The organism is uncultured Sulfitobacter sp., assembly GCF_947499945.1.
In the GTDB taxonomy this organism is placed as follows: Bacteria; Pseudomonadota; Alphaproteobacteria; order Rhodobacterales; family Rhodobacteraceae; genus Sulfitobacter.
Genome location: NZ_CANMQD010000001.1, coordinates 211,831 through 233,575, shown reverse-complemented (window position 1 = coordinate 233,575; position 21,745 = coordinate 211,831). Strand labels below are relative to the sequence as shown.

At 54.6% G+C, this 21,745-nt stretch carries 27 protein-coding genes; 26 read left to right on the top strand and 1 reads right to left on the bottom strand.

Translation table 11 applies throughout. From position 1 onward, the window contains the following. Nucleotides 1–55: 55 nt before the first annotated feature. Nucleotides 56–1,066, bottom strand: a complete 1,011-nt coding sequence (locus Q0775_RS01170) for a hypothetical protein (protein ID WP_298857341.1) — start codon at nt 1,064–1,066, stop codon at nt 56–58. Nucleotides 1,067–1,350: 284 nt separating this feature from the next. On the opposite strand from Q0775_RS01170, the gene Q0775_RS01165 reads away from it, so the two are divergent. The 26 genes from Q0775_RS01165 to nuoN all read left to right on the top strand — a co-directional run bounded on the left by Q0775_RS01165 (nt 1,351) and on the right by nuoN (nt 21,737). Further along, complete coding sequence (locus Q0775_RS01165) at nt 1,351–1,716, top strand: NADH-quinone oxidoreductase subunit A (protein ID WP_298857338.1); 366 nt, start codon at nt 1,351–1,353, stop codon at nt 1,714–1,716. Continuing rightward, on the top strand, nt 1,707–2,246 hold the full coding sequence (locus Q0775_RS01160; RefSeq protein ID WP_298857335.1) for an NADH-quinone oxidoreductase subunit B family protein: 540 nt from the start codon (nt 1,707–1,709) through the stop codon (nt 2,244–2,246). The genes Q0775_RS01165 and Q0775_RS01160 overlap by 10 nt, the downstream gene beginning before the upstream one ends. Beyond that, nucleotides 2,243–2,848: an NADH-quinone oxidoreductase subunit C gene (locus tag Q0775_RS01155; protein WP_298857333.1), complete on the top strand. Its 606-nt coding sequence runs from the start codon at nt 2,243–2,245 to the stop codon at nt 2,846–2,848. The genes Q0775_RS01160 and Q0775_RS01155 overlap by 4 nt, the downstream gene beginning before the upstream one ends. 197 nt (nt 2,849–3,045) lie before the next feature. Beyond that, on the top strand, nt 3,046–4,272 hold the full coding sequence (locus Q0775_RS01150; protein WP_298857329.1) for an NADH-quinone oxidoreductase subunit D: 1,227 nt from the start codon (nt 3,046–3,048) through the stop codon (nt 4,270–4,272). After that, on the top strand, nt 4,269–4,670 hold the full coding sequence (locus Q0775_RS01145) for a hypothetical protein (RefSeq protein ID WP_298857328.1): 402 nt from the start codon (nt 4,269–4,271) through the stop codon (nt 4,668–4,670). The genes Q0775_RS01150 and Q0775_RS01145 overlap by 4 nt, the downstream gene beginning before the upstream one ends. A gap of 12 nt (nt 4,671–4,682) precedes the next feature. Further along, complete coding sequence (locus Q0775_RS01140) at nt 4,683–4,955, top strand: hypothetical protein (protein ID WP_298857326.1); 273 nt, start codon at nt 4,683–4,685, stop codon at nt 4,953–4,955. Nucleotides 4,956–4,972: 17 nt separating this feature from the next. After that, nucleotides 4,973–5,353, top strand: coding sequence for a hypothetical protein (locus tag Q0775_RS01135; RefSeq protein WP_298857324.1), 381 nt, complete (start codon nt 4,973–4,975; stop codon nt 5,351–5,353). 8 nt (nt 5,354–5,361) lie between these two features. Beyond that, a complete protein-coding gene (locus Q0775_RS01130; protein WP_298857323.1) occupies nt 5,362–6,615 on the top strand; it encodes an NADH-quinone oxidoreductase subunit E in 1,254 nt (417 codons plus the stop codon). 37 nt (nt 6,616–6,652) lie between these two features. Beyond that, complete coding sequence (locus tag Q0775_RS01125; RefSeq protein WP_298857322.1) at nt 6,653–7,597, top strand: hypothetical protein; 945 nt, start codon at nt 6,653–6,655, stop codon at nt 7,595–7,597. Between the two features lie 15 nt (nt 7,598–7,612). Continuing rightward, nucleotides 7,613–7,837 carry a DUF5337 family protein gene (locus tag Q0775_RS01120; RefSeq protein ID WP_298857320.1) on the top strand — a complete coding sequence of 75 codons (225 nt, stop codon included), beginning with the start codon at nt 7,613–7,615 and terminating at the stop codon, nt 7,835–7,837. A gap of 5 nt (nt 7,838–7,842) precedes the next feature. Continuing rightward, nucleotides 7,843–9,141: an NADH-quinone oxidoreductase subunit NuoF gene (nuoF, locus tag Q0775_RS01115; RefSeq protein ID WP_298859894.1), complete on the top strand. Its 1,299-nt coding sequence runs from the start codon at nt 7,843–7,845 to the stop codon at nt 9,139–9,141. After that, nucleotides 9,138–9,446: a hypothetical protein gene (locus Q0775_RS01110; protein WP_298857318.1), complete on the top strand. Its 309-nt coding sequence runs from the start codon at nt 9,138–9,140 to the stop codon at nt 9,444–9,446. The genes nuoF and Q0775_RS01110 overlap by 4 nt, the downstream gene beginning before the upstream one ends. A gap of 4 nt (nt 9,447–9,450) precedes the next feature. Further along, nucleotides 9,451–9,690 (top strand): hypothetical protein, encoded by a 240-nt coding sequence (locus tag Q0775_RS01105; RefSeq protein WP_298857316.1) that lies wholly within the window; start codon nt 9,451–9,453, stop codon nt 9,688–9,690. A 92-nt stretch (nt 9,691–9,782) separates the two neighbouring features. Further along, complete coding sequence (locus tag Q0775_RS01100) at nt 9,783–10,115, top strand: hypothetical protein (protein ID WP_298857313.1); 333 nt, start codon at nt 9,783–9,785, stop codon at nt 10,113–10,115. 111 nt (nt 10,116–10,226) lie between these two features. Beyond that, nucleotides 10,227–10,628 carry a DUF5333 domain-containing protein gene (locus tag Q0775_RS01095; RefSeq protein WP_298857311.1) on the top strand — a complete coding sequence of 134 codons (402 nt, stop codon included), beginning with the start codon at nt 10,227–10,229 and terminating at the stop codon, nt 10,626–10,628. A 4-nt stretch (nt 10,629–10,632) separates the two neighbouring features. Further along, the gene (gene nuoG, locus Q0775_RS01090; protein WP_298857309.1) at nt 10,633–12,648 is read left to right on the top strand and encodes an NADH-quinone oxidoreductase subunit NuoG; all 2,016 of its coding nucleotides are present in this window, start codon (nt 10,633–10,635) and stop codon (nt 12,646–12,648) included. A gap of 23 nt (nt 12,649–12,671) precedes the next feature. Beyond that, complete coding sequence (locus Q0775_RS01085) at nt 12,672–13,028, top strand: hypothetical protein (protein ID WP_298859892.1); 357 nt, start codon at nt 12,672–12,674, stop codon at nt 13,026–13,028. Between the two features lie 6 nt (nt 13,029–13,034). After that, nucleotides 13,035–14,075: an NADH-quinone oxidoreductase subunit NuoH gene (nuoH, locus tag Q0775_RS01080; RefSeq protein ID WP_298857307.1), complete on the top strand. Its 1,041-nt coding sequence runs from the start codon at nt 13,035–13,037 to the stop codon at nt 14,073–14,075. A gap of 1 nt (nt 14,076) precedes the next feature. Further along, nucleotides 14,077–14,565 carry an NADH-quinone oxidoreductase subunit NuoI gene (gene nuoI, locus Q0775_RS01075; protein WP_298857305.1) on the top strand — a complete coding sequence of 163 codons (489 nt, stop codon included), beginning with the start codon at nt 14,077–14,079 and terminating at the stop codon, nt 14,563–14,565. Further along, nucleotides 14,562–15,092 (top strand): hypothetical protein, encoded by a 531-nt coding sequence (locus Q0775_RS01070; protein ID WP_298857303.1) that lies wholly within the window; start codon nt 14,562–14,564, stop codon nt 15,090–15,092. The genes nuoI and Q0775_RS01070 overlap by 4 nt, the downstream gene beginning before the upstream one ends. Then, a complete protein-coding gene (locus tag Q0775_RS01065) occupies nt 15,089–15,517 on the top strand; it encodes a carboxymuconolactone decarboxylase family protein (RefSeq protein ID WP_298857301.1) in 429 nt (142 codons plus the stop codon). Before Q0775_RS01070 ends, Q0775_RS01065 begins: the two co-directional genes overlap by 4 nt. Further along, complete coding sequence (locus Q0775_RS01060; RefSeq protein ID WP_298857299.1) at nt 15,514–16,116, top strand: NADH-quinone oxidoreductase subunit J; 603 nt, start codon at nt 15,514–15,516, stop codon at nt 16,114–16,116. Before Q0775_RS01065 ends, Q0775_RS01060 begins: the two co-directional genes overlap by 4 nt. A gap of 202 nt (nt 16,117–16,318) precedes the next feature. Beyond that, nucleotides 16,319–16,624, top strand: a complete 306-nt coding sequence (gene nuoK, locus Q0775_RS01055; protein ID WP_025062630.1) for an NADH-quinone oxidoreductase subunit NuoK — start codon at nt 16,319–16,321, stop codon at nt 16,622–16,624. A gap of 4 nt (nt 16,625–16,628) precedes the next feature. Further along, nucleotides 16,629–18,725 (top strand): NADH-quinone oxidoreductase subunit L, encoded by a 2,097-nt coding sequence (gene nuoL / locus Q0775_RS01050; RefSeq protein ID WP_298857290.1) that lies wholly within the window; start codon nt 16,629–16,631, stop codon nt 18,723–18,725. Continuing rightward, nucleotides 18,725–20,287 carry an NADH-quinone oxidoreductase subunit M gene (locus tag Q0775_RS01045; RefSeq protein ID WP_298857288.1) on the top strand — a complete coding sequence of 521 codons (1,563 nt, stop codon included), beginning with the start codon at nt 18,725–18,727 and terminating at the stop codon, nt 20,285–20,287. Before nuoL ends, Q0775_RS01045 begins: the two co-directional genes overlap by 1 nt. Before the next feature lie 10 nt (nt 20,288–20,297). After that, entirely contained in the window at nt 20,298–21,737 is a 1,440-nt protein-coding gene (gene nuoN / locus Q0775_RS01040) for an NADH-quinone oxidoreductase subunit NuoN (RefSeq protein WP_298857286.1), read from the top strand. Nucleotides 21,738–21,745: the final 8 nt, after the last annotated feature.

Below are 21,745 nucleotides of genomic sequence, written 5' to 3'. Positions count from 1 at the left end.
ATTGGCTTTGTCCTAAGGCTTGGAATTCGGCTTTGGTGGTTTAGGTCAACGTTTTCTACGGCATCTCTGTCCAGATTGGATCATCCATCCAGCGCGGATCAGGCTTGGGCGATGGCTGTGGCAGATCGACCTGCTTACTGCCCATGTTCTGCCCGATAAGTGTTAACACCGCCCCGACTGCCGCAAGAGCCATCATCAGGCCAAAAAGTTTGTAGGCATATACGATTGGTAAGACGACGGACCATCCTGCCGTCACAGGGATAAGCATTATCGAGACGACCAGCACGACAATTAAAGAAATGGGGCCCGATATCATCGTGAATTTGCCAAAACTGTACAGGAAATCTGGCGAATAGGTGAGCTTACGCGGCATGTCGAACTTTGTCTTGAGGACAACGCCAATGAAGAAGGCGAATGGCACCGCAAATAAGATGCCCGACCTTACCATATCTTTTGTGTCGGATACTCTTGGGCCGAGATGCTCTAGGATAACAATGCCAATGATAATTACGATTAAGGGCAAGAGCGTCAGCACAAGCGCTGCGAAATACCACAGTGTCTCGCGCCATATCTTTGGCCAGGATAGCCGACTGGACTGCATGCGTGCCTGCTCCAGCCCGATATCGTATTGCTTCCGTACCTGCGCGGAGACTTTTTGAGCACCAAATCGCATGGCTGCCCTATGGCGGGTCAGGTGCTGCATCGTTCGAGCATGTAGCCATGTCAGGCCGGATGGGGCGTATTTCTTTGCTGCTTGTCCTGCAAATTGAAAGAGATCGATCACGTCCATCAAGGTGACATTTTCGGTACTGTACTCGTCCTTTTTTGGCATACGAATTTGGGTGCGATTGCTCCAGAAGACGCGCCAAAGAGCGAGCAGTGCAAAGGGTGCGAATATAAGCGTGATGAGTGAGAACAAGGCCCAGCCGATAAAGAAGACCAGATTGAACATGCTCAGACTGTTGCCCGAGCTGAAGGCAACCGTTTGGCAGATATACGCACCGATCGCTGCAAGTGATGCGATCCGGACCGAATACGGGGAATATTTCCTTACAATGCTATTCATTATCAAATGCTACCGTCCGAACTGGTCGAAATTCTGGCGTCGTGAAGGTATTGTTAGAGACTGCACAATATAGGCAGGGCTTATGCCCCCCGAAATGCTGCGAAAAAGCAGGGTTTGGATGGCACTGATTTCGGGAACTCCCTTGGGGCATTTAATTACGGACAATTATTTCTGGGACACCTTTCCACCCACCTCCCGTTGACCCCACCTGCCCACGGCGCTAAACCCGAAGCCAAAGCTAGAGTGGCGCTTCTTGCCCTCGCCATCCTTGAGAGGAGCCACCCTTGGACGATATGCTTCGCGAATACCTGCCGATCCTGATTTTTCTCTTTGTTGCCATTGGTTTGGGCCTTGCGCTCTTGCTTGCGGCGGCAGTGATTGCGGTGCGCAGGCCTGACCCTGAAAAAGTGTCTGCCTATGAGTGCGGGTTCAACGCATTCGATGATGCGCGGATGAAGTTTGATGTGCGATTCTTTCTTGTGGCGATTCTGTTCATCATTTTCGATCTGGAAATTGCGTTTCTGTTTCCTTGGGCTGTGGCATTTGGCGACATATCCATGCCAGCGTTTTGGTCTATGATGGTGTTCCTTGGCGTGCTGACGGCAGGCTTTGCTTATGAATGGAAGAAAGGGGCGCTCGAATGGCAGTAACCTCCACAAATAGTCCGGCCGTTGCAGGTATGGACCGCGATGTGGCCACACAGCAGTTGAATGCGTCGTTGCAGGATAAGGGCTTCTTGCTCACGTCCACCGAGGATTTGATCAACTGGGCGCGCACAGGCTCGCTGCACTGGATGACCTTCGGGTTGGCCTGTTGTGCGGTTGAGATGATGCACACGTCCATGCCGCGTTATGACCTTGAGCGGTTCGGCACGGCGCCGCGCGCATCCCCGCGCCAGTCTGATTTGATGATCGTGGCGGGGACGCTGACCAACAAAATGGCACCTGCGCTGCGCAAAGTGTACGACCAGATGCCAGAGCCGCGCTATGTGATCTCCATGGGGTCTTGTGCGAATGGCGGCGGATATTATCACTATAGCTATAGCGTTGTGCGTGGCTGTGACCGGATTGTGCCAGTAGATATCTATGTGCCAGGCTGCCCTCCAACGGCTGAGGCGCTACTTTATGGTATCATGCAGTTGCAACGGAAGATGCGACGGACGGGGACAATTGTAAGATGAGCGATGCACTGACGGAACTGGGCGGATACATCGAGGCCAAGCGGCCTGATTGTGTGCTGGGCTGGGATGTGACCCACGGTGAGCTGAACCTTGATGTGACGCTGGCGAATATTGCGGGTTTGGTGGAGTTCCTGAAAGCGGACGCGACCTGCCAGTTTAACTCGCTCGTGGATATTACGGCTGTGGATTACACAGGTCGGGCCAAGCGGTTTGATATGGTTTACCACTTTCTGAGCATGTACCAGAACCACCGCATTCGTTTGCGCGTTGCAGTGCGTGAAGAGGATATGGTGCCGTCATTGGTCGATATTCACCCCTGCGCCAACTGGTTCGAGCGGGAAGTGTTCGATATGTTCGGCATCCTGTTCTCGGGTCACCCCGATTTGCGCCGCTTGCTAACGGATTATGGTTTTCGCGGTTATCCGCTGCGCAAGGATTTCCCGACAACGGGTTATACCGAAGTGCGGTACGACGAGGCGGAAAAGCGGGTTGTGTATGAGCCTGTGTCACTGGTGCAGGAATACCGCCAGTTTGATTTCATGTCACCGTGGGAAGGGGCCGAGTATATCCTTCCGGGTGATGAGAAGGAGGCGGCGAAGTAGATGGATGTTGTTCCATTCCTACAAATTGGCATGTTGGTTTTCTGGCTTTTGGCCTTTGCTACCAACATCGCTGCGTTTTGGCGTATTCTACCGCGCTCAGGTTTGTCGAGTTGGCTTGCACTTTTGGCCGTTATTCCTCCTGTGGCAGTTATTCTTTTTTGGGTCATTGCATTTAAGCGGTGGCCAGGAGACGTAAAATGATGGACGGCACCAAAGGTTTCGAAGACGCCCTCACAGGCGAACAGAAAATCCGCAACTTCAACATCAACTTCGGCCCGCAGCACCCTGCGGCGCACGGCGTTTTGCGTCTGGTGCTGGAGCTTGACGGCGAGATTGTGGAGCGGTGTGATCCGCATATCGGATTGCTGCACCGCGGGACAGAAAAGCTCATGGAGAGCCGAACGTATTTGCAGAACCTGCCGTATTTCGACCGGCTGGATTATGTGGCACCGATGAACCAAGAGCATGCTTGGTGCTTGGCCATTGAGCGTTTGACGGGTGTTGAAGTGCCGCGTCGTGCGAGCCTGATCCGCGTTCTGTATTCCGAGATTGGCCGCATCCTGTCGCACCTGCTGAACGTGACCACGCAGGCGATGGATGTAGGCGCGCTGACCCCGCCGCTGTGGGGTTTTGAAGAGCGTGAAGATTTGATGATCTTCTACGAGCGGGCTTGTGGCGCGCGTCTGCACGCGGCGTATTTCCGCCCCGGTGGTGTGCATCAGGACCTGCCAGAGGCGCTGCTCACTGATATTGAGACATGGACGCATAAATTCCTGAGCGGGTTTATGGTCGATATTGATACGCTGCTGACTGAAAACCGTATTTTCAAACAGCGCAACGTAGATATTGGCGTGGTGACGGAGCAAGACATTCAGGACTGGGGTTTCTCTGGCGTGATGGTGCGCGGCTCCGGCCTTGCGTGGGATTTGCGCCGTGCGCAGCCTTATGAGTGCTATGACGAGTTTGAGTTCCAGATCCCTACGGGCGTGAACGGCGACTGCTATGACCGCTATCTGGTGCGCATGGAAGAGATGCGTCAGTCGGCCAGCATCATGTTGCAAGCGATTGAAAAGCTGCGTGCACCCGAGGGGAAGGGCGATATCCTTGCCCGTGGCAAGATCACGCCGCCCAAGCGCACAGACATGAAGCAGAACATGGAAAGCCTGATCCACCACTTCAAGCTTTATACCGAAGGGTTCCACGTACCTGCGGGTGAAGTTTATGCCTGCGTTGAGGCGCCCAAGGGTGAGTTTGGTGTGTATCTGGTGGCTGACGGGACGAACAAGCCATACCGCGCCAAGCTACGCGCGCCCGGCTATTTGCATCTGCAGGCGATGGATTATCTGGCTAAGGGTCACCAGCTGGCCGATGTGGCGGCGATTATCGGGACGATGGATATCGTGTTCGGTGAGGTAGACAGATGAAACGGGCTGCTGCCTTTGGAATAGTCGCTCTGTTTGCGCTGACCGCTTGTGATGAAGGGGCAGGGTCCTCTGCCGCACTGGGTCGGGCTGCGGCAGCTCCCAAGCAGGAAGGCCAGCTTTGTGCGTTGTCCGTTGCGCAATGTCAGTCGTTTAGTGCGCAGTCTGCAGCCCTTCTTCCTGTATTGGATAAACCGGCAGGGGAACGCAGCGCCAAGGATGATAAGACGGTCCAGCTTGTCCTTGATACGTTTCTAAGCAGTCAGTCCGTGGCGGATCAAAGCTGTTCGCCAGCGACGGGAACGCTTAAGCGTAAGGCCAGAATGGTGAGCAAAAATGGGCAAACCGCAATTCTGATGGGGCGGGGGAGTGATGTGTGCACTCTGATCCGCGCCAACTGAGGGGGCGGGGAAGTGAAGTGTCTTTCGGCTGTTTTGGCGAGTTTTCTTTTTGTGACTCAAGCTCATGCCCATGCGGCCCACGGAAAGCGTCACGATGTAATCAAAGTGATGCAGGAAAACGGGTGCAAAATATCGCCCGAGTTGACGCAGGCCACATTGACCAAGTTTAAGATCGAGACAGACGATGCCGTGACGATGATCGGCAATTTGATCGCAGAGGGCATCGTGGTCTTTGCGAGTGACGATAAAACGCTGCTGCTTTTGCCGCCTGAGTGTAAAGAATAGGCGTTAGGAAACCTGATATGGTGCGTAGCCAAGACCAAGACCAAACGGGAGCAGATGCTCCTTGGAGCCCAGGGATAATTGCTGGGCTAGGCACACTTGTGCTTGCGATTGGTTTTTGTGGTGCGTCCGCTGTTGCAGCTTCTGAATTTGAAGTAGGCGAGAGCGAATTCCGCTTTTCCTCTGACCTTGCACTTGAGGGGTTTACGCCTTTTGCTACATCTGCAAGTGGTAGCGCCATATACGGTATGCGCCGCGACACAGATCAATATCTTTGCTTTATAGCCGATCAAGGTGACGATCAGGCTGAACGACAGCGTGTTTTATTGGCCGAGCTTGCGGGTGAAAAGCCGCAACGCACTGTGCCAAATATTCCCGTTGTCTGTATTCTGACCCAATAGGACTGCCCATGTTACGTCGACTACACCCAGACCAGCCCGAAGCTTTTGCCTTTACCCCAGCGAACCAAGCATGGGCAGAAGCGCAGATTACCAAGTATCCCGAGGGCCGTCAGGCCTCTGCGATTATTCCGCTGTTGTGGCGTGCGCAAGAGCAGGAAGGGTGGCTCACCCGTCCCGCAATCGAGCATATCTCCGAGATGCTGGGGCTGGCCTATATTCGCGGTCTCGAAGTGGCAACATTCTACTTTATGTTCCAGCTGCAACCTGTTGGTTCTGTGGCACATATCCAGATTTGCGGCACCACGTCCTGCATGATTTGCGGGGCCGAGGATCTGATCGGGATTTGTAAGGAAAAGATTGCGCCGAATGCGCATCAGCTTTCGGCGGACGGGAAGTTTTCGTGGGAAGAGGTTGAGTGTTTGGGCGCATGCTCCAACGCGCCCATGGCCCAGATCGGCAAAGATTATTACGAGGACCTTACGGCAGAGCGGTTTACCGCGATGCTGGATGAATTGGCGCGCGGCGAAGTGCCAACACCGGGTCCGCAGAACGGCCGCTATGCCTCCGAGCCGCTGACCGGACTTACCTCGCTCACGGATTATGACAGTGGCAAAACGCAGTTTAATGCCTCCGTTCAATTGGCGACAGATATTGGCGACACAGTTAAGCGGATTGACGGAACTGAAGTGCCGCTTTTGACGCCATGGCAGGGCAAGGCGGCCAACAAGGCCAAAAAGCCAACGGCTGCAAAGCGCGATGATATGATGCCACCTTCGGGTCCCGACGGTGCGCAGGGGGGGCGTGCCAAAGGAGAAGCGGCGGCAAACCGGACACGTGGTGCTGCCTCTGACGGTGTGGCGGAAGTGGCTGGCAAAGACGCCAAGACAGCCGCAAAGCCCGTGCGCGGTACCGTTGCGCCCAAGGCAAAAACAGACGTGAAAGCACAATCTGGCACAGCGGCACCAACCGCGGGCAAGAAGCCGCGGACGATGAGTGCGCCGCGCAAATCAGGTGCGGACGACCTCAAGCTGATCAAGGGCATCGGTCCCAAGCTTGAGACTATGGTAAATTCTATGGGCTTTTTCCATTTTGACCAAATCGCAAAATGGGGGCAAGATGAGCTTGCTTGGGTTGATCAGAACCTTGAGGGTTTCAAGGGTCGTGCGTCGCGGGACAATTGGGTTGATCAGGCCGATAAGTTGGCACGGGGGGAGGAGACAGAGTTTTCCGCCAAAGCCAGCAAAGACGGGCGTTACGATTAACGCGTTCCATAATCCATCTGGGGGATAGATTTCGACCATGGCTTCAAAACAAAATAACACAGAGTGTATGATCACCAGCTGGGGCGTTGCCGCTTTTGCGGGCGTGATTGCGATGATCATGCTGTATTGGATGGCTGATTTCGGTGCATTGCAGGCGATCTTTACCGGTGGTTTGATCGGTACTGTTTTGGGGCTGTTTCTGAGTTTAACCATTTGCAAGTCTCAGACGGCTGCTGCTGATCTGGCTGCGGAAGATAAGCCTGCAACGCGCTATGCAACCGAAGCGGCGGCGCGAAATGCAGAGCGTGCGGCGGCGGCGAATGCCGTGAACACACCTGTAGCACAGGACGGGTCCGCAGGCGTTTCTGCGGGTGCGGCTGGTATTGGCGCTGGTACGGCTGGCACAGACGCGGGCACAGCAGGTACAAAGCCGGGCACGGCAGGCGAGACAAGTGGCGTATCGGCAACTGCGACAACACGTGCCAAATCTGTAGGTGGCCCCGAAGCTGGGACAATTCCCGCGGATGCAAGTGACACAACGGCGCCTGCGGGCAACTGGACAGGCGTACATTCTACGACAGCAGAGCAGGCGCCATCGGGTCTCATGAGTACGCCGGCAAAAGCAAAAGCGGCACCTCAGGCGAAAGTTGCGCCCAAAGCCAAAGCAGCACCGAAAGAAAAAGCCTCGGGAAAGGCGGCAGCAGCAGACGCCAAGCCGGCCATGATGTTGAGTGCTGCACGGGACGGTGGTGCGGATGACCTCAAGCTGATCAGCGGTGTGGGTCCCAAGCTGGAGCAGACGCTCAACGATCTGGGTATCTACCACTTTGACCAAGTGGCAAAGTTCAAAAAGAAAGATATCGCATGGGTCGACGAGCGCTTGCGCTTTAAGGGCCGGATTGAGCGGGATGACTGGATGTCCCAGGCTAAAATTTTGGCCAAAGGTGGCGAGACTGAATTCTCGCGCAAGAAAAAGACCTGAGGATAGGGGCTGTTCGTGGCAGACAATGACGACAAACTGTCGCGCGACGGACGGCGCCTTGCTCTGGTAAGTGTTGCGGGAGCGTTTGCCTTTATTGGCATTGAAGCCGCAGGGACCATTTTCGGATGGTCCAATCAAACAATGGGCCTGTTGGAGCTTGGCATTGCTGCCGTGTTTCTGTGGGTATTTATACAAGCATTCCGGATGTGGCGCGCGCGCCAATCTGGACAGGACGGATGAGCACCATGTTGCAGGACAAAGACCGGATTTTTACCAACATCTATGGCATGCATGATCGCACGCTAAAGGGCGCGCAACAGCGCGGCCATTGGGATGGCACGGCGGCAATCATCAAGAAGGGCCGCGACTGGATCATCGACGAGATGAAAGCCTCTGGTCTGCGGGGCCGTGGTGGTGCGGGTTTCCCGACAGGTCTGAAGTGGTCGTTCATGCCGAAAGAGAGTGATGGACGTCCTTCTTATCTGGTGGTGAATGCGGACGAATCTGAGCCGGGGACCTGTAAAGACCGCGAGATCATGCGCCATGATCCGCATACGTTGATCGAGGGTTGCTTGATCGCCTCCTTCGCGATGAATGCGAATGCCTGCTACATCTACATTCGTGGCGAATATATCCGCGAGAAAGAGGCGCTTCAGGCGGCGATTGACGAGGCTTATGACGCGGGTCTGGTTGGTAAGAACGCGGCCAAGTCGGGGTGGGATTTTGATATCTATCTGCACCACGGCGCGGGCGCGTATATCTGCGGTGAAGAGACTGCATTGCTGGAATCGCTCGAAGGTAAAAAGGGCATGCCGCGGATGAAGCCGCCGTTCCCTGCGGGGGCCGGCCTCTATGGTTGCCCGACCACTGTGAATAATGTGGAATCGATTGCGGTTGTGCCGACGATCCTGCGCCGTGGCGGTGGATGGTTTGCAGGCTTTGGCCGTCCGAACAACGCGGGCACCAAGCTGTTTGCGATCTCTGGTCACGTCAACAACCCTTGTGTGGTTGAAGAGGCGATGAGCATCTCGTTCGAGGAGCTGATCGAAAAGCACTGCGGCGGCATTCGTGGCGGCTGGGATAACCTCAAGGCTGTGATCCCGGGTGGGTCGTCGGTTCCAATGGTCCCGGGCAAAGCAATGCGCGAAGCGACGATGGATTTTGATTATCTGCGTAATGAATTGCAGTCGGGCCTTGGTACGGCGGCAGTGATCGTCATGGATCAGCAAACAGACGTGATCAAAGCGATCTGGCGTCTGGCGAAGTTCTATAAGCACGAGAGCTGTGGCCAGTGTACGCCGTGCCGTGAGGGTACGGGCTGGATGATGCGGGTTATGGACCGTCTGGTAAAAGGCGATGCCGATCCAGAAGAGATCGACATGCTGCTCGACGTGACAAAGCAGGTTGAAGGCCACACGATTTGTGCGCTTGGCGATGCGGCTGCTTGGCCGATCCAAGGTCTGATCCGCCACTTCCGTGGCGACATCGAGGAGCGTATTGCGCACAAGCGCGGTAGCAGTGTTGCACCTGTAGCAGCCGAGTGAGCGCATTGCTGGCTGAAGCATTCAATTTCATCGCGATCCCTTTTGTGATCGCGGTGATCCAGTTTGTTCTGTTTGCTAGTATTCTAAGAAAAGCGGGGCTGCCGCGCTGGACCTCGTTATTTACCTTTGTGCCAGTGTTTAGCCAGATCGGGATATACCTTGGCGGCGGGTGGATCACTTTCTATCAAGTATTGGGGCCGATCCCCTTGGTTATTCCGCTTTATCAGATTGCCATGGTCTTGATTTCATTTGTAGCATTGTTTGTTTTGGTGTTTGCACGCTGGCCCGTTGTGGCCACGCGGTAGGGCAATGGGATTTTTCCGAAATATATGGGACGGGCTGCTGAGCTTGGGCGCGTTTGCGCTGACTGTGATCGTTTTTGCAGTGCCTGCTTGGGCGACCTATAGCTCGGTTTCCAATAATCTGATGTCGGCTTGGTTTTATGTTCCCACAATTGGCATGGTATATGTCGGGCTCAATCTGGCCATCGCATTTTTGCGCAAAGCATTGGATGGCATAGCGCCCTTGCGGGATCGCAAGCGCCGGTAAGCGAAGAAGCTCTGGCCCTGCCTGTTGATTTGCGCAATAACATGGGCAAATAGTTAAAAATAACCGCACATAAATGTGTGGAGGAGACGGTGATGAAGATTTGGACTGGCATAGCGCTGTGCGCGGGGCTGCTTGCGGGTTGTACCTCGGCTGAGGATCGCATCTTTTTTGACGGTCAGTTCTACACCTCCAAGATCCGGAAAGTGGAACGTCAATTCGACGTATTCACCGTGACGGTTAAGCCGGTGTCGAAATCCCTCAAAGGTGCGCGAGAGGCGGGACGCTTTGAGGCGACCGTCTATTGCGTGAACACCTATGGTAGTTCCGACATCATCTGGACGGCCGGGCCGGATGCGCCCGAGGGGCAACTCAACATCGAAAAAGACACATTGACGCTGCAGGGACGGTGCCCGAACGCAAGATAGACGAAGACGGGGGAAATAGATGGCCCATTGTGCGCTGATATTGCATAACAAGGACCAACCCCGCACATGCAAACAAGGGCAAAAGCCCCCAAAGCATACGAGGAAAGTAACATGCGTCACCTTATTCTAACGGTAAGTCTTTTTGCGGTAAGTGCAGGAGCAGTTGCAGCAAAACCGCCGCTCAGAGATGTGGCACAGATTGATCAGGCGGTTTTTGATGTTGCTGTTGCAGACCAGATACGCAAGAAGTGCCCCGACATCGCACCCCGCGTCGTTAAGGCGCTGTCACTCTACCGTGCAACGCGTAAACATGCGCGTGAGTTAGGGTATACAGACGACGAGATCGAAGCCTATGGCGACTCGGATGCCGAGAAGGCGCGGATGCGTGCAAAAGGCGAAGCATATTTGCGGGCTAACGGGGTTGTGACCTCTGATCCGCAAAGCTATTGCGCGCTTGGGCGTAAAGAGATTCAAAAAGCGAGCCGCATCGGCTCATTGCTGAGAGAAAAGTGATACCATGAGTGACATTCGCAAGATCATCATCGACGGTAAAGAAGTTGAAGCCGAAGGGGCGATGACGCTCATTCAGGCGTGTGAGCAGGCAGGCGTGGAAGTGCCGCGTTTCTGCTATCACGAGCGGCTGACGATTGCTGGCAATTGCCGGATGTGTCTTGTTGAAGTTGTGGGCGGCCCGCCCAAGCCTGCGGCAAGCTGTGCGATGCAGGTGCGCGATTTGCGCCCCGGTCCTGAGGGCCAGCCGCCAGTGGTCAAGACCAACTCGCCCATGGTTAAGAAGGCCCGTGAAGGTGTGATGGAATTCCTGCTCATCAACCACCCGCTGGATTGCCCGATCTGCGATCAGGGCGGCGAGTGTGATTTGCAAGACCAAGCGATGGCTTATGGTGTGGATTTCTCCCGCTACCGCGAGCCGAAGCGCGCGACCGAAGACCTTGATCTGGGCCCACTGGTCGAGACGCATATGACGCGTTGTATCTCGTGCACCCGTTGCGTGCGCTTTACCACCGAAGTGGCGGGTATTGCGCAGATGGGCCAGACGGGCCGTGGCGAAGATGCGGAGATTACCTCCTATTTGGGCCAAACTCTCGACAGTAATATGCAGGGCAACATCATTGATTTGTGCCCTGTGGGTGCGTTGGTCTCGAAGCCTTACGCCTTTACCGCGCGTCCATGGGAATTGAGCAAGACCGAGTCGATTGATGTGATGGATGCCCTCGGCTCCAATATCCGCGTCGATACCAAGGGGCGTGAAGTGATGCGTTTCCTTCCGCTCAACCATGACGGTGTGAACGAGGAATGGATTTCCGACAAAACCCGTTTTGTCTGGGACGGTCTGCGCAAGCAGCGTCTGGACACGCCTTATATTCGTGAGAACGGAAAGCTGCGCAAAGCCGAATGGCCCGAAGCCTTGGCGGCGGTAGCGCTCGCGATGAAAGGCAAGAAGGTTGCCGGTCTGGTCGGTGATCTGGCGTCTGTTGAAGCGGCGTTTGCACTCAAGCAGATGATCGAGGGGCAGGGCGGTGTTGTAGAATGCCGCACCGATGGGGCAAAGCTTCCTGCGGGGAACCGTTCCGGATATGTCGGGACTGCGGCGATTGAAGATATTGATACGGCTGACAAAATCCTGCTGGTGGGGACCAACCCTGCCGTCGAGGCGCCTGTGTTGAACGCGCGTATTCGCAAAGCCTGGACCAAAGGCTGTGACATCACATTGGTTGGTACCGCTGTCGATTTGACCTATGAGTACGAACATATGGGCACCGACCGCGCTGCACTGGCGCATGTCCTCGACCTCGATATGGGCGATCTGGCCGACAAAAACTGCATTGTGATTGTGGGTCAGGGCGCATTGGCGGCCGAGGATGGTGCGGCAGTGCTGGCCACAGTTCAGGCAATTACCGAGAAATCAGGTGGTAAGATGCTGGTGCTGCATACCGCAGCGGGCCGTGTGGGCGCGATGGATGTGGGGGCAACTGCCGAAGGCGGCATTGCGGATGTTCTTGCGGCGGAGGTCATCTATAACCTTGGTGCCGATGAGGGTGACATTCCTGCGGGCCCGTTTGTGATTTATCAGGGCAGCCATGGGGACCGTGGGGCGCACCGCGCCGACATCATCCTGCCCGCAGCGGCCTATACCGAAGAGGGTGGCTTGTTCGTGAATACCGAAGGGCGGCCACAACTGGCGCAGCGTGCAGGATTCGCACCGGGTCAGGCCAAGGAGAACTGGGCCATTCTGCGTGCCTTGAGTGCAGAATTGGGCGACGCACTGCCATACGATTCGCTGGCCGCATTGCGCACAGCATTGGTCAAAGCGCACCCGCATCTGGGCCGTGTTGACGAAGTGGCCGAAAACGAGTGGGTGGCAGAGCCTGCTGGCAAGATGGCTGATGGTCCGATTGCCTATGCGATCTCTGATTTCTACCTGACAAATCCGATTGCACGGGCCTCCAGCCTGATGGCGGAGCTTTCAGCCGGTGCAAAAACGCGTCGCACCGAGGCATTGGCAGCGGAGTGAAACGGGTAGGTGTGATAGGGCTTATGGCGCTTGCCGCTTGTGAGCCTCCCACTCCGACAGCAGAAGATTTCATCCCTGAATATAAAGGGGTGAAAACTGTGCTGCTTGATGGTGATTTGGTGCAGTTTAATGTTGCTATGACAAAGGCGCGTGCCTCCGAAAATGTCGCGGCCTATGCGGAATGTGCTGCAGCGCAATATACGCTCATTCGTGGCTACGGATTTGCACGACATGTACGCACAAATGTGGCGATTGAGGGTGGCATTTGGCGGGCCGATGCTGTTTACACGATCTCGCCGAGCCTGCCATCAGGCTTGAAGACTATTGATGCTGAGGTGGTGACGCAAAACTGCCGTGAAAAAGGCATCCCGACGGTGTGAGGACCTATGGCTGACTTCTTTTTAAATACGACACTGGGGATGATCCTGCTGATTGTCGGTCAGATTTTTCTGGTTGTGATTCCTTTGCTTGTTGCATTGGCGTTCCTCATGTATCTGGATCGCAAGATTTGGGCATCGGTGCAGTTGCGCCGCGGTCCCAACGTGGTGGGCGTTTACGGCCTACTGCAATCGTTTGCGGATTTTGGCAAATACATCGTCAAAGAGATCGTTGTGCCTGCGGGTGCGGACCGTCCGGTGTTCTTTATGGCACCGATGGTGACGCTTGTGATGGCGCTGGTCGCTTGGGCGGTGATTCCATTCAACGATGGCTGGGTGCTGTCGGATATCAACGTGGCGATCCTGTTTGTGTTCGCAGTTTCCTCGCTTGAGGTTTATGGCGTGATCATGGGCGGTTGGGCGTCGAACTCGAAATATCCCTTTCTTGGCTCCCTGCGCTCTGCCGCGCAGATGATTTCCTATGAAGTCTCGATTGGTTTGATTATTATTGGTGTGATTATCTCTACGGGTTCCATGAACTTTAGCGGTATCGTTGAAGCGCAGAAGAGCGACTATGGTTTGCTGAGCTGGTACTGGTTGCCGCACTTCCCGATGTTGATCCTCTTCTTTATCTCGGCGCTGGCTGAAACCAACCGTCCGCCGTTCGACCTTCCCGAAGCGGAATCAGAATTGGTTGCTGGGTATCAGGTTGAGTATTCCTCCACGCCGTTCCTCCTGTTCATGATCGGCGAACTGGTGGCCGTGGTTCTGATGTGCGCGCTGATCTCGCTGATGTTCTTTGGTGGCTGGTTGTCCCCGATCCCCGGCTTGCCCGATGGCATCTTCTGGATGATCGCCAAGATGGGCATCGTGTTCTTCTTTTTCTCGCTGATCAAAGCGATCACGCCGCGCTACCGCTATGATCAGCTGATGCGTCTGGGTTGGAAAGTGTTCCTGCCGTTCTCATTGTTCTGGGTCGTGTTTGTGGCATTTGCGGCAAAGTTCGAATGGTTCTGGGGCATCTACGCCCGCTACACGGTAGGAGGCTGATATGACTGACTATACCCGCCACGCGAAGTATTTCCTGCTTCAGGATTTCTACCAAGGCATGAAGCTGGGCATTAAGTACATGTTCAAGCCGAAGGCGACGATCAACTACCCGCATGAGAAGGGGCCACTGTCGCCCCGTTTCCGTGGGGAGCACGCGTTGCGCCGCTATGCCAACGGTGAAGAGCGTTGTATTGCGTGTAAGCTGTGTGAAGCCGTGTGCCCTGCGCAGGCGATCACGATTGATGCGGAGCCGCGCGAGGATGGTTCGCGCCGCACGACGCGCTATGACATCGATATGACCAAATGCATCTATTGCGGTTTCTGTCAGGAAGCCTGTCCTGTGGATGCGATTGTCGAGGGTCCGAATTTCGAGTTCTCCACTGAGACGCGCGAAGAGCTGTATTACGATAAGAATAAATTGTTGGAGAATGGCGACCGTTGGGAAGCTGAGATTGCGCGCAACCTAGAGATGGATGCGCCCTACAGATGAGTAGCCCTGCGACATATCCTTTTACCGCCGAAAAAGATGAACTCATTGAGATGATTCATGATATGGGCCCTGATTTCTTTTTCGGGACGCTTGATGCTGTTTTGATGGAAGCGAATGGCGGTTTGGTGTCGCATGGTGTGACGCTGGAAATGTATGAGGGGCAGGCGATTTCGTCTGTCACTGCGGTGGATATGATTGCAGTGGCGCTGGGTGAATCTGCGACGATGTTGGATGCGGGCATGTTGGCTGTGGCCGAAACCTATGCCGAGGATATTCGGGAGATTGAGGGTATTGCCGATCTTGCGGAGAGGACGTTGAAAGTTTTTAGCGAAGATGCCCATCCGATCTATGGAAAATGCACAGGCGAGCTTGGCTCACGGGCGGCATTCCACGAGATTTTGAACCCGTTGAAAGACACGATTGCGTCGGCAAAGTTGCGCCACCCTGCTGAATGGGTGGAGAGCGATGCACAGGGGATGTTTGAAGTGACAATGTACCCCGATGATGAAGGTGTAGTGGAAAAATGACCGATAAAAACCCGTGGGAAGATATGATGCGCACAGCGCAGGAGATGGCCAAGTCCTTTCCTGCGATGGATGCGTTCACGCCCAAAGGTTTTGAGGACATGATGGGGAAGATGCCGAAGGACATGATGGAGACGTTCTTTGGCAACAAGATGAACCCCGACGGGCTGGATGCCAAAACGCGGCTTTTGTTGACGTTAGCGGGATTGACCATGCAGGGCGCGCAAAACGAGATTGCTGTGCGCCAGACGGTGCGCCATGCCATTGAAGCAGGTGCGCACAAACAACAAATTATCGAGACAATCGGTCAGATGGCCCTGTTTGCGGGTATTCCCGCGATGCAGCGTGCGACCGAAATTGCCCAGCCCGTGCTGGACGAGATGGCGGCGGCTGAGGCCAAATCGAATACTAAGGAAGGTGACGCATGAGCGTTTTTGCATTCTATCTCTTTGCGATTTGCGTGATTGCAGGGGGGCTGTTCACAGTCATCAGCCGTAATCCGGTGCATTCGGTTTTGTGGCTTATCCTGTCGTTTCTTTCTGCAGCGGGGCTCTTCGTGCTGCTGGGTGCGGAATTCGTCGCGATGCTGCTGATCATTGTTTATGTGGGCGCGGTGGCGGTGTTGTTCCTGTTTGTGGTGATGATGCTCGACATTGATTTTGCCGAGTTGAAGGCGGAGATGGCGAAATACATGCCGCTAGCACTGCTCATTGGCCTGATTATCCTGATGCAATTTGTAATGGCATTCGGTGCATGGGAATCGAACGCGGCGGCCGAGGGGTTGCGTGCCCAAGTAACTGATCCGCAAGTGATGAACACAGCTGCCTTGGGCCTGATCCTGTATGATGAGTATTTCTTGGTATTCCAGCTGTCGGGTTTGATCCTTTTGGTTGCTATGATTGGCGCGATTGTGCTGACCCTGCGCCACCGTGGAGATGTGAAGCGTCAAGATGTAGTTGCCCAGATGATGCGCGACCCGGCGAAGGCGATTAAGATCCACGATGTGAAGCCCGGACAGGGCTTGTAAAAGAACTAAACGTTCATCCTGAGGGATGTGGAATATTGAAATTAAGGGAAGAAAACTGATGTCACGCAATACTTTGATCGTCGTTATCGTGGTGCTGATCATTGTGCTTGGCGGCTATAGCTTCTTGTGAAATATGCAGCGCCAACACGCCATTGGCGCTGATTGACTATTCCCCCGCTGGGGGAGGAACTGAGGGACGACCATGATCGGACTGGAACATTATCTGACAGTAGCGGCGACGCTGTTTGTCATTGGCATCTTTGGCCTTTTTCTCAATCGCAAGAACGTGATCATCCTGCTGATGAGCATTGAATTGATGCTGTTGGCGGTGAACATCAATCTGGTCGCGTTTTCCAGTTTCCTTGGTGACATGGTGGGGCAGGTTTTCACCCTCTTCGTTCTTACGGTTGCTGCTGCAGAAGCAGCGATTGGTCTGGCCATTCTGGTCTGCTTCTTCAGAAACCGCGGCACCATTGCCGTGGAAGACGTCAATGTGATGAAGGGCTGAGGACATGGAAATTACACTTCTTTTCGCCCCGCTGATCGGCTCCCTTTTGTGCGGCTTTGGCTGGAAAATCATTGGCGAAAACGCCGCTTGCTGGATTGCTACAGGTGGTTTGTTCCTCTCGGCCATCCTAAGCTGGATCGTGTTCATCTCTTTTGACGGTACCACCGAGAGCATCCAGATTTTACGCTTTATCGAGAGTGGTTCGCTCTCCACCGACTGGGCGATCCGCATGGACCGTCTGACAGCAATCATGCTGATTGTGATCACCACTGTGTCGAGCCTCGTGCACCTGTATTCCTTTGGCTATATGGCACACGACGAGCACTTCGCTGAAGGCGTTAGCTACAAACCGCGCTTCTTTGCATATCTGTCGTTCTTCACTTTTGCGATGCTGATGCTGGTGACCTCTGACAACCTTGTTCAGATGTTCTTTGGCTGGGAAGGGGTGGGCGTTGCCTCCTACCTTCTCATCGGTTTCTATTACAAAAAGCCATCTGCCAATGCTGCGGCAATCAAAGCTTTTGTGGTCAACCGTGTGGGCGACTTTGGTTTTGCCCTCGGTATCTTTGCGATCTTTATGCTGACCGACAGCATCAAGTTTGACGATATCTTTGCCGCTGTGCCGCAATTGGCGGAGCAGTCGATCTCTTTCCTTTGGGCCGAGTGGAACGCGGCGAACCTGATCGCCTTCCTGCTTTTTGTGGGTGCCATGGGTAAATCTGCACAGTTGTTCCTCCACACATGGTTGCCTGACGCGATGGAAGGGCCGACACCTGTTTCCGCGCTGATCCATGCCGCAACCATGGTTACGGCGGGTGTCTTCCTTGTGTGCCGCATGTCGCCACTGATGGAATATGCACCGGAGGCGATGATGTTCGTGACCTTCCTCGGGGCGACTACGGCCTTTGTGGCGGCGACCATCGGTCTGGTTCAGAACGATATCAAACGGGTTATTGCTTATTCCACCATGTCCCAGCTTGGCTATATGTTCGTGGCTGCCGGTGTTGGCATGTACTCCGCCGCTATGTTCCACCTGCTTACGCACGCGTTCTTCAAGGCGATGTTGTTCCTTGGTGCCGGCTCGGTCATTCATGCGATGCATCATGAGCAGGACATGCGAAACTATGGCGGTTTGCGGAAAAAGATCCCCGTTACCTTTGCAGCGATGATGATTGGTACGCTGGCGATTACCGGTGTTGGTATCCCGCTCACGCACTTCGGTTTTGCAGGCTTCCTGTCCAAAGATGCGATCATCGAGAGCGCATGGGGCGGTGGTGCCATGTACGCCTTCTGGATGCTGGTGATTGCTGCGGCCATGACGTCCTTCTATTCATGGCGCCTGATCTTTCTCACCTTCTTTGGCGAGGCGCGCGGCGACAAGCACACGCATGAGCATGCGCACGAATCTCCGATGGTTATGTTGATCCCGCTGGGTGTTCTGGCAATCGGTGCGGTCTTCTCTGGCATGGTGTTCTACAAAAGCTTTTTCGGCTCGGCGGAATACGTAGGTAAGTTCTATGGCATTCCTGTCGCCGAAATGGCCGCCGAGGGTGCTGCGACTGTTGATGGAGCCGAAGACGGCCATGGAGGCGACAAAGCGGATGATCACGGCGATGCGCATCACGGTGCCAGCTTTGCGGGTAAACCGGGGGAGGGTGCGCTGCACTTTGCGCCGGGCAATACCGTTCTGGAAGATGCCCATAGCGCCCCGAAATGGGTTAAGGTTAGCCCATTTATAGCAATGCTCTTCGGCTTTTTGATGGCGATGTGGTTCTACATCTGGAACCCGACACTGCCTGCACGTCTGGCTGCACAGCAAAAGCCGCTGTACCTGTTCTTCCTGAACAAGTGGTATTTTGACGAACTCTATGACTTTGTCTTTGTGCAGCCTGCGAAAGCGATCGGTCGCTTCTTGTGGAAGCGGGGCGATGGTAATGTTATCGATGGCGGTCTGAACGGACTTGCTATGGGGATCATCCCTTTCTTCACCCGCCTCGCTGGTAAAGCGCAGTCCGGTTATATCTTTACTTATGCTTTCGCCATGGTGATCGGGATTGCGATCCTTGTGACATGGATGACGATGACTGGAGGAGCGAACTGATGGAAAATAATCTTCTGTCCATCGTGACGTTTATTCCCGCGTTTGCCGCTGTTATTTTAGCCGTATTCCTGCGCGGCGACGATGAAGCGGCACAGCGCAATGCCAAGTGGCTGGCGCTGGTTGCGACGACGTTTACCTTTATCGCGTCCGTTGTGATGTATCTCCAGTTTGATAGCATGAACACGGGCTTCCAGCTGATTGATGAGGCTGAATGGCTCTTGGGTCTCAACTACCGCGTTGGTGTCGACGGTATTTCAATCCTGTTTGTCATGCTGACCACTTTCATGATGCCGCTAGTGATCGCTGCATCTTGGGATGTGAATGTGCGGGTTAAAGAATACATGATCGCGTTTCTCGTGCTTGAGACGCTGATGATCGGTGTGTTCGTTTCGCTTGATCTGATCCTGTTCTATCTATTCTTTGAGGCGAGCCTGATCCCGATGTTCCTGATTATCGGGATTTGGGGCGGGGCGAACCGTATTTATGCGAGCTTCAAATTCTTCCTCTATACCTTCTTCGGCTCCGTGCTGATGCTGGTGGCGATGGTTGCAATGTTTGCAGACGCGGGCACAACCTGTATCGGTGGCTGCTCCATCAGCCTGCTCAACCACACCTTTGCTTCGGAGAGCTTTAGCATCATGGGGTGGCAAGTTGTCGGCGGCATGCAAACCCTGATGTTCTTGGCCTTCTTTGCCAGTTTTGCAGTGAAGATGCCGATGTGGCCTGTGCACACATGGTTGCCTGATGCGCACGTGCAGGCGCCCACGGCGGGTTCTGTTGTGCTGGCTGCGATCCTGCTCAAGATGGGCGGCTACGGCTTCTTGCGCTTCTCGCTGCCGATGTTTCCGGTAGGCTCCGAAGTGGTTGGGCCGCTGATCCTGTGGATGTCTGCCATTGCGATTGTTTATACATCGCTGGTGGCACTCGTGCAGGACGACATGAAAAAGCTGATTGCCTATTCCTCCGTTGCGCACATGGGTTTCGTGACCATGGGCATCTTTTCGACGAACCAGCAAGGTTTGGACGGGGCGATCTTCCAGATGATCAGCCACGGCTTCATCTCCGGTGCGCTGTTCCTTGCAGTGGGCGTGATCTATGACCGCATGCACACACGCGAGATTGACGCCTATGGCGGCTTGGTGAACCGAATGCCGGTTTACGCGATGCTGTTCATGTTGTTCACCATGGCCAACGTGGGCCTTCCGGGCACGTCCGGCTTTGTTGGTGAATTTCTGACGCTGATGGCTGTGTTCCAAGTGAACACGTGGGTTGCGGCCGTTGCCACGACGGGTGTGATCTTCTCGGCGGCTTATGCGCTGTGGCTCTATCGCCGTGTGGTGATGGGGGACCTCATCAAAGAAAGCCTGAAAGCGATCACAGATATGAACGCGCGTGAGAAGTGGATTTTTGCGCCGCTGGTGGTGATGACACTGCTGTTGGGCGTGTATCCTGCTCTTATTCTGGATGTGATCGGGCCGACTGTTGCGGCGCTGGTTGAAAACTATGATACGGCCGTTGCCGCAGCCGAGGCTGTGACGCACACCGCCGAAGCCCATAATTAAGGCGAAAGACATGACTAACGATATCCTAGTGATCCTGCCCGAAATTATCCTCGCACTCAGTGCTATTGCAGCGCTGATGGTGGGGGCCTACGGCGGGCAGGACAAGCTGGCACGCCCGATCCTTTGGGGCATCTCTGCGGTGTTGGTTGTCGTCGCACTTATGGTCGCGAGCAGTTCAAGTGAGACTGTCCAAGCCTTCAACGGTATGTTTGTGAATGACGGCTTTGCAAGGTTTGCAAAAGTTGTGATCCTGATCTCGGCGGCCTGTGTGCTGATCATGTCCGAAGCTTATATGAAAAAGCGTGATTTACTGCGGTTCGAGTATCCGATTCTTGTGGCGCTGAGTGTCGTCGGCATGATGATGATGGTTTCTGCCGGTGATCTGATTGCTCTTTATATGGGTTTGGAGCTTCAGTCGCTGGCCCTTTATGTCGTGGCCTCTTTGCGCCGTGACAGCGTGAAATCGACCGAGGCGGGTCTCAAGTATTTTGTACTTGGCGCGCTGTCCTCCGGTCTGCTGCTTTATGGTGCGTCGCTGGTTTACGGCTATGCGGGAACCACATCGTTCGCGGGTATCATAACCACAGCGCAGGCAGGGGAAACTTCGCTCGGTATGTTGTTTGGTATCGTGTTCCTGATTTCTGGGATGGCGTTCAAAGTGTCGGCAGTACCGTTCCACATGTGGACACCAGATGTCTATGAGGGTTCACCGACGCCCGTTACTGCGTTCTTTGCCACGGCGCCGAAAGTTGCTGCGATGGGTCTGTTTGCACGCGTTCTGCACGATGCCTTTGGCAACGCAGTGGGGGATTGGCAGCAGATCGTTGCCTTGCTGTCGGTCCTGTCGATGTTCCTCGGTGCAGTTGCGGCGATCGGCCAGACCAACATCAAGCGTTTGATGGCCTATTCATCGATTGCCCATATGGGCTATGCGTTGATGGGTCTTGCGGCGGGAACTGCCTTTGGCGTTCAGGCGATGCTGATCTATATGGCGATCTATGTGACGATGAACATCGGTGTCTTTGCCTTCATTTTGCTTATGGAGAAAGACGGCCAGCCTGTTACCGATATTTCGGCGCTGAGCCTTTATTCCAAGAACAACCCGGGCCGTGCGCTCACGCTTCTGGTGCTGATGTTCAGCCTTGCGGGTGTGCCGCCTTTCCTTGGGTTCTTTGGTAAGCTTTATGTCTGGCGCGCTGCTCTAGAGAGCGGGCTGACATGGCTTGTCATCGCAAGTGCGGTCGCTTCAGCTATCGGTGCCTATTATTATTTGCGGATCGTGTTCCTCATGTACTTTGGTGAGGATCGCTCCGATGCGGTTGACAGCAACCGTGGCGGTCTTTTGGGTGGGTTCCTTATCGCATCTGCGGTAATTATGCTGGTGGGGATCATCAACATGTTCGGTATCGAAAGTGTTGCAGGTTTGGCGGCGGCGACGCTTGTTAATTAAGCGATCCC

Bases quoted from the DNA above. Each gene is read 5' to 3' on its own strand.
- Q0775_RS01160 (WP_298857335.1), top strand. From the start codon at position 1,707: ATGGCAGTAACCTCCACAAATAGTCCGGCCGTTGCAGGTATGGACCGC.
- nuoL (WP_298857290.1), top strand. From the start codon at position 16,629: ATGGAAATTACACTTCTTTTCGCCCCGCTGATCGGCTCCCTTTTGTGC.
- Q0775_RS01100 (WP_298857313.1), top strand. From the start codon at position 9,783: ATGAAGATTTGGACTGGCATAGCGCTGTGCGCGGGGCTGCTTGCGGGT.
- Q0775_RS01045 (WP_298857288.1), top strand. From the start codon at position 18,725: ATGGAAAATAATCTTCTGTCCATCGTGACGTTTATTCCCGCGTTTGCC.
- Q0775_RS01070 (WP_298857303.1), top strand. From the start codon at position 14,562: ATGAGTAGCCCTGCGACATATCCTTTTACCGCCGAAAAAGATGAACTC.
- Q0775_RS01125 (WP_298857322.1), top strand. From the start codon at position 6,653: ATGGCTTCAAAACAAAATAACACAGAGTGTATGATCACCAGCTGGGGC.
- nuoI (WP_298857305.1), top strand. From the start codon at position 14,077: ATGACTGACTATACCCGCCACGCGAAGTATTTCCTGCTTCAGGATTTC.
- Q0775_RS01060 (WP_298857299.1), top strand. From the start codon at position 15,514: ATGAGCGTTTTTGCATTCTATCTCTTTGCGATTTGCGTGATTGCAGGG.
- Q0775_RS01085 (WP_298859892.1), top strand. From the start codon at position 12,672: ATGGCGCTTGCCGCTTGTGAGCCTCCCACTCCGACAGCAGAAGATTTC.
- Q0775_RS01105 (WP_298857316.1), top strand. From the start codon at position 9,451: ATGGGATTTTTCCGAAATATATGGGACGGGCTGCTGAGCTTGGGCGCG.
- nuoK (WP_025062630.1), top strand. From the start codon at position 16,319: ATGATCGGACTGGAACATTATCTGACAGTAGCGGCGACGCTGTTTGTC.
- Q0775_RS01145 (WP_298857328.1), top strand. From the start codon at position 4,269: ATGAAACGGGCTGCTGCCTTTGGAATAGTCGCTCTGTTTGCGCTGACC.
- Q0775_RS01170 (WP_298857341.1), bottom strand. From the start codon at position 1,066: ATGAATAGCATTGTAAGGAAATATTCCCCGTATTCGGTCCGGATCGCA.
- nuoG (WP_298857309.1), top strand. From the start codon at position 10,633: ATGAGTGACATTCGCAAGATCATCATCGACGGTAAAGAAGTTGAAGCC.
- Q0775_RS01150 (WP_298857329.1), top strand. From the start codon at position 3,046: ATGATGGACGGCACCAAAGGTTTCGAAGACGCCCTCACAGGCGAACAG.
- nuoF (WP_298859894.1), top strand. From the start codon at position 7,843: ATGTTGCAGGACAAAGACCGGATTTTTACCAACATCTATGGCATGCAT.
- Q0775_RS01095 (WP_298857311.1), top strand. From the start codon at position 10,227: ATGCGTCACCTTATTCTAACGGTAAGTCTTTTTGCGGTAAGTGCAGGA.
- Q0775_RS01130 (WP_298857323.1), top strand. From the start codon at position 5,362: ATGTTACGTCGACTACACCCAGACCAGCCCGAAGCTTTTGCCTTTACC.
- Q0775_RS01065 (WP_298857301.1), top strand. From the start codon at position 15,089: ATGACCGATAAAAACCCGTGGGAAGATATGATGCGCACAGCGCAGGAG.
- Q0775_RS01135 (WP_298857324.1), top strand. From the start codon at position 4,973: ATGGTGCGTAGCCAAGACCAAGACCAAACGGGAGCAGATGCTCCTTGG.
- nuoH (WP_298857307.1), top strand. From the start codon at position 13,035: ATGGCTGACTTCTTTTTAAATACGACACTGGGGATGATCCTGCTGATT.
- Q0775_RS01155 (WP_298857333.1), top strand. From the start codon at position 2,243: ATGAGCGATGCACTGACGGAACTGGGCGGATACATCGAGGCCAAGCGG.
- nuoN (WP_298857286.1), top strand. From the start codon at position 20,298: ATGACTAACGATATCCTAGTGATCCTGCCCGAAATTATCCTCGCACTC.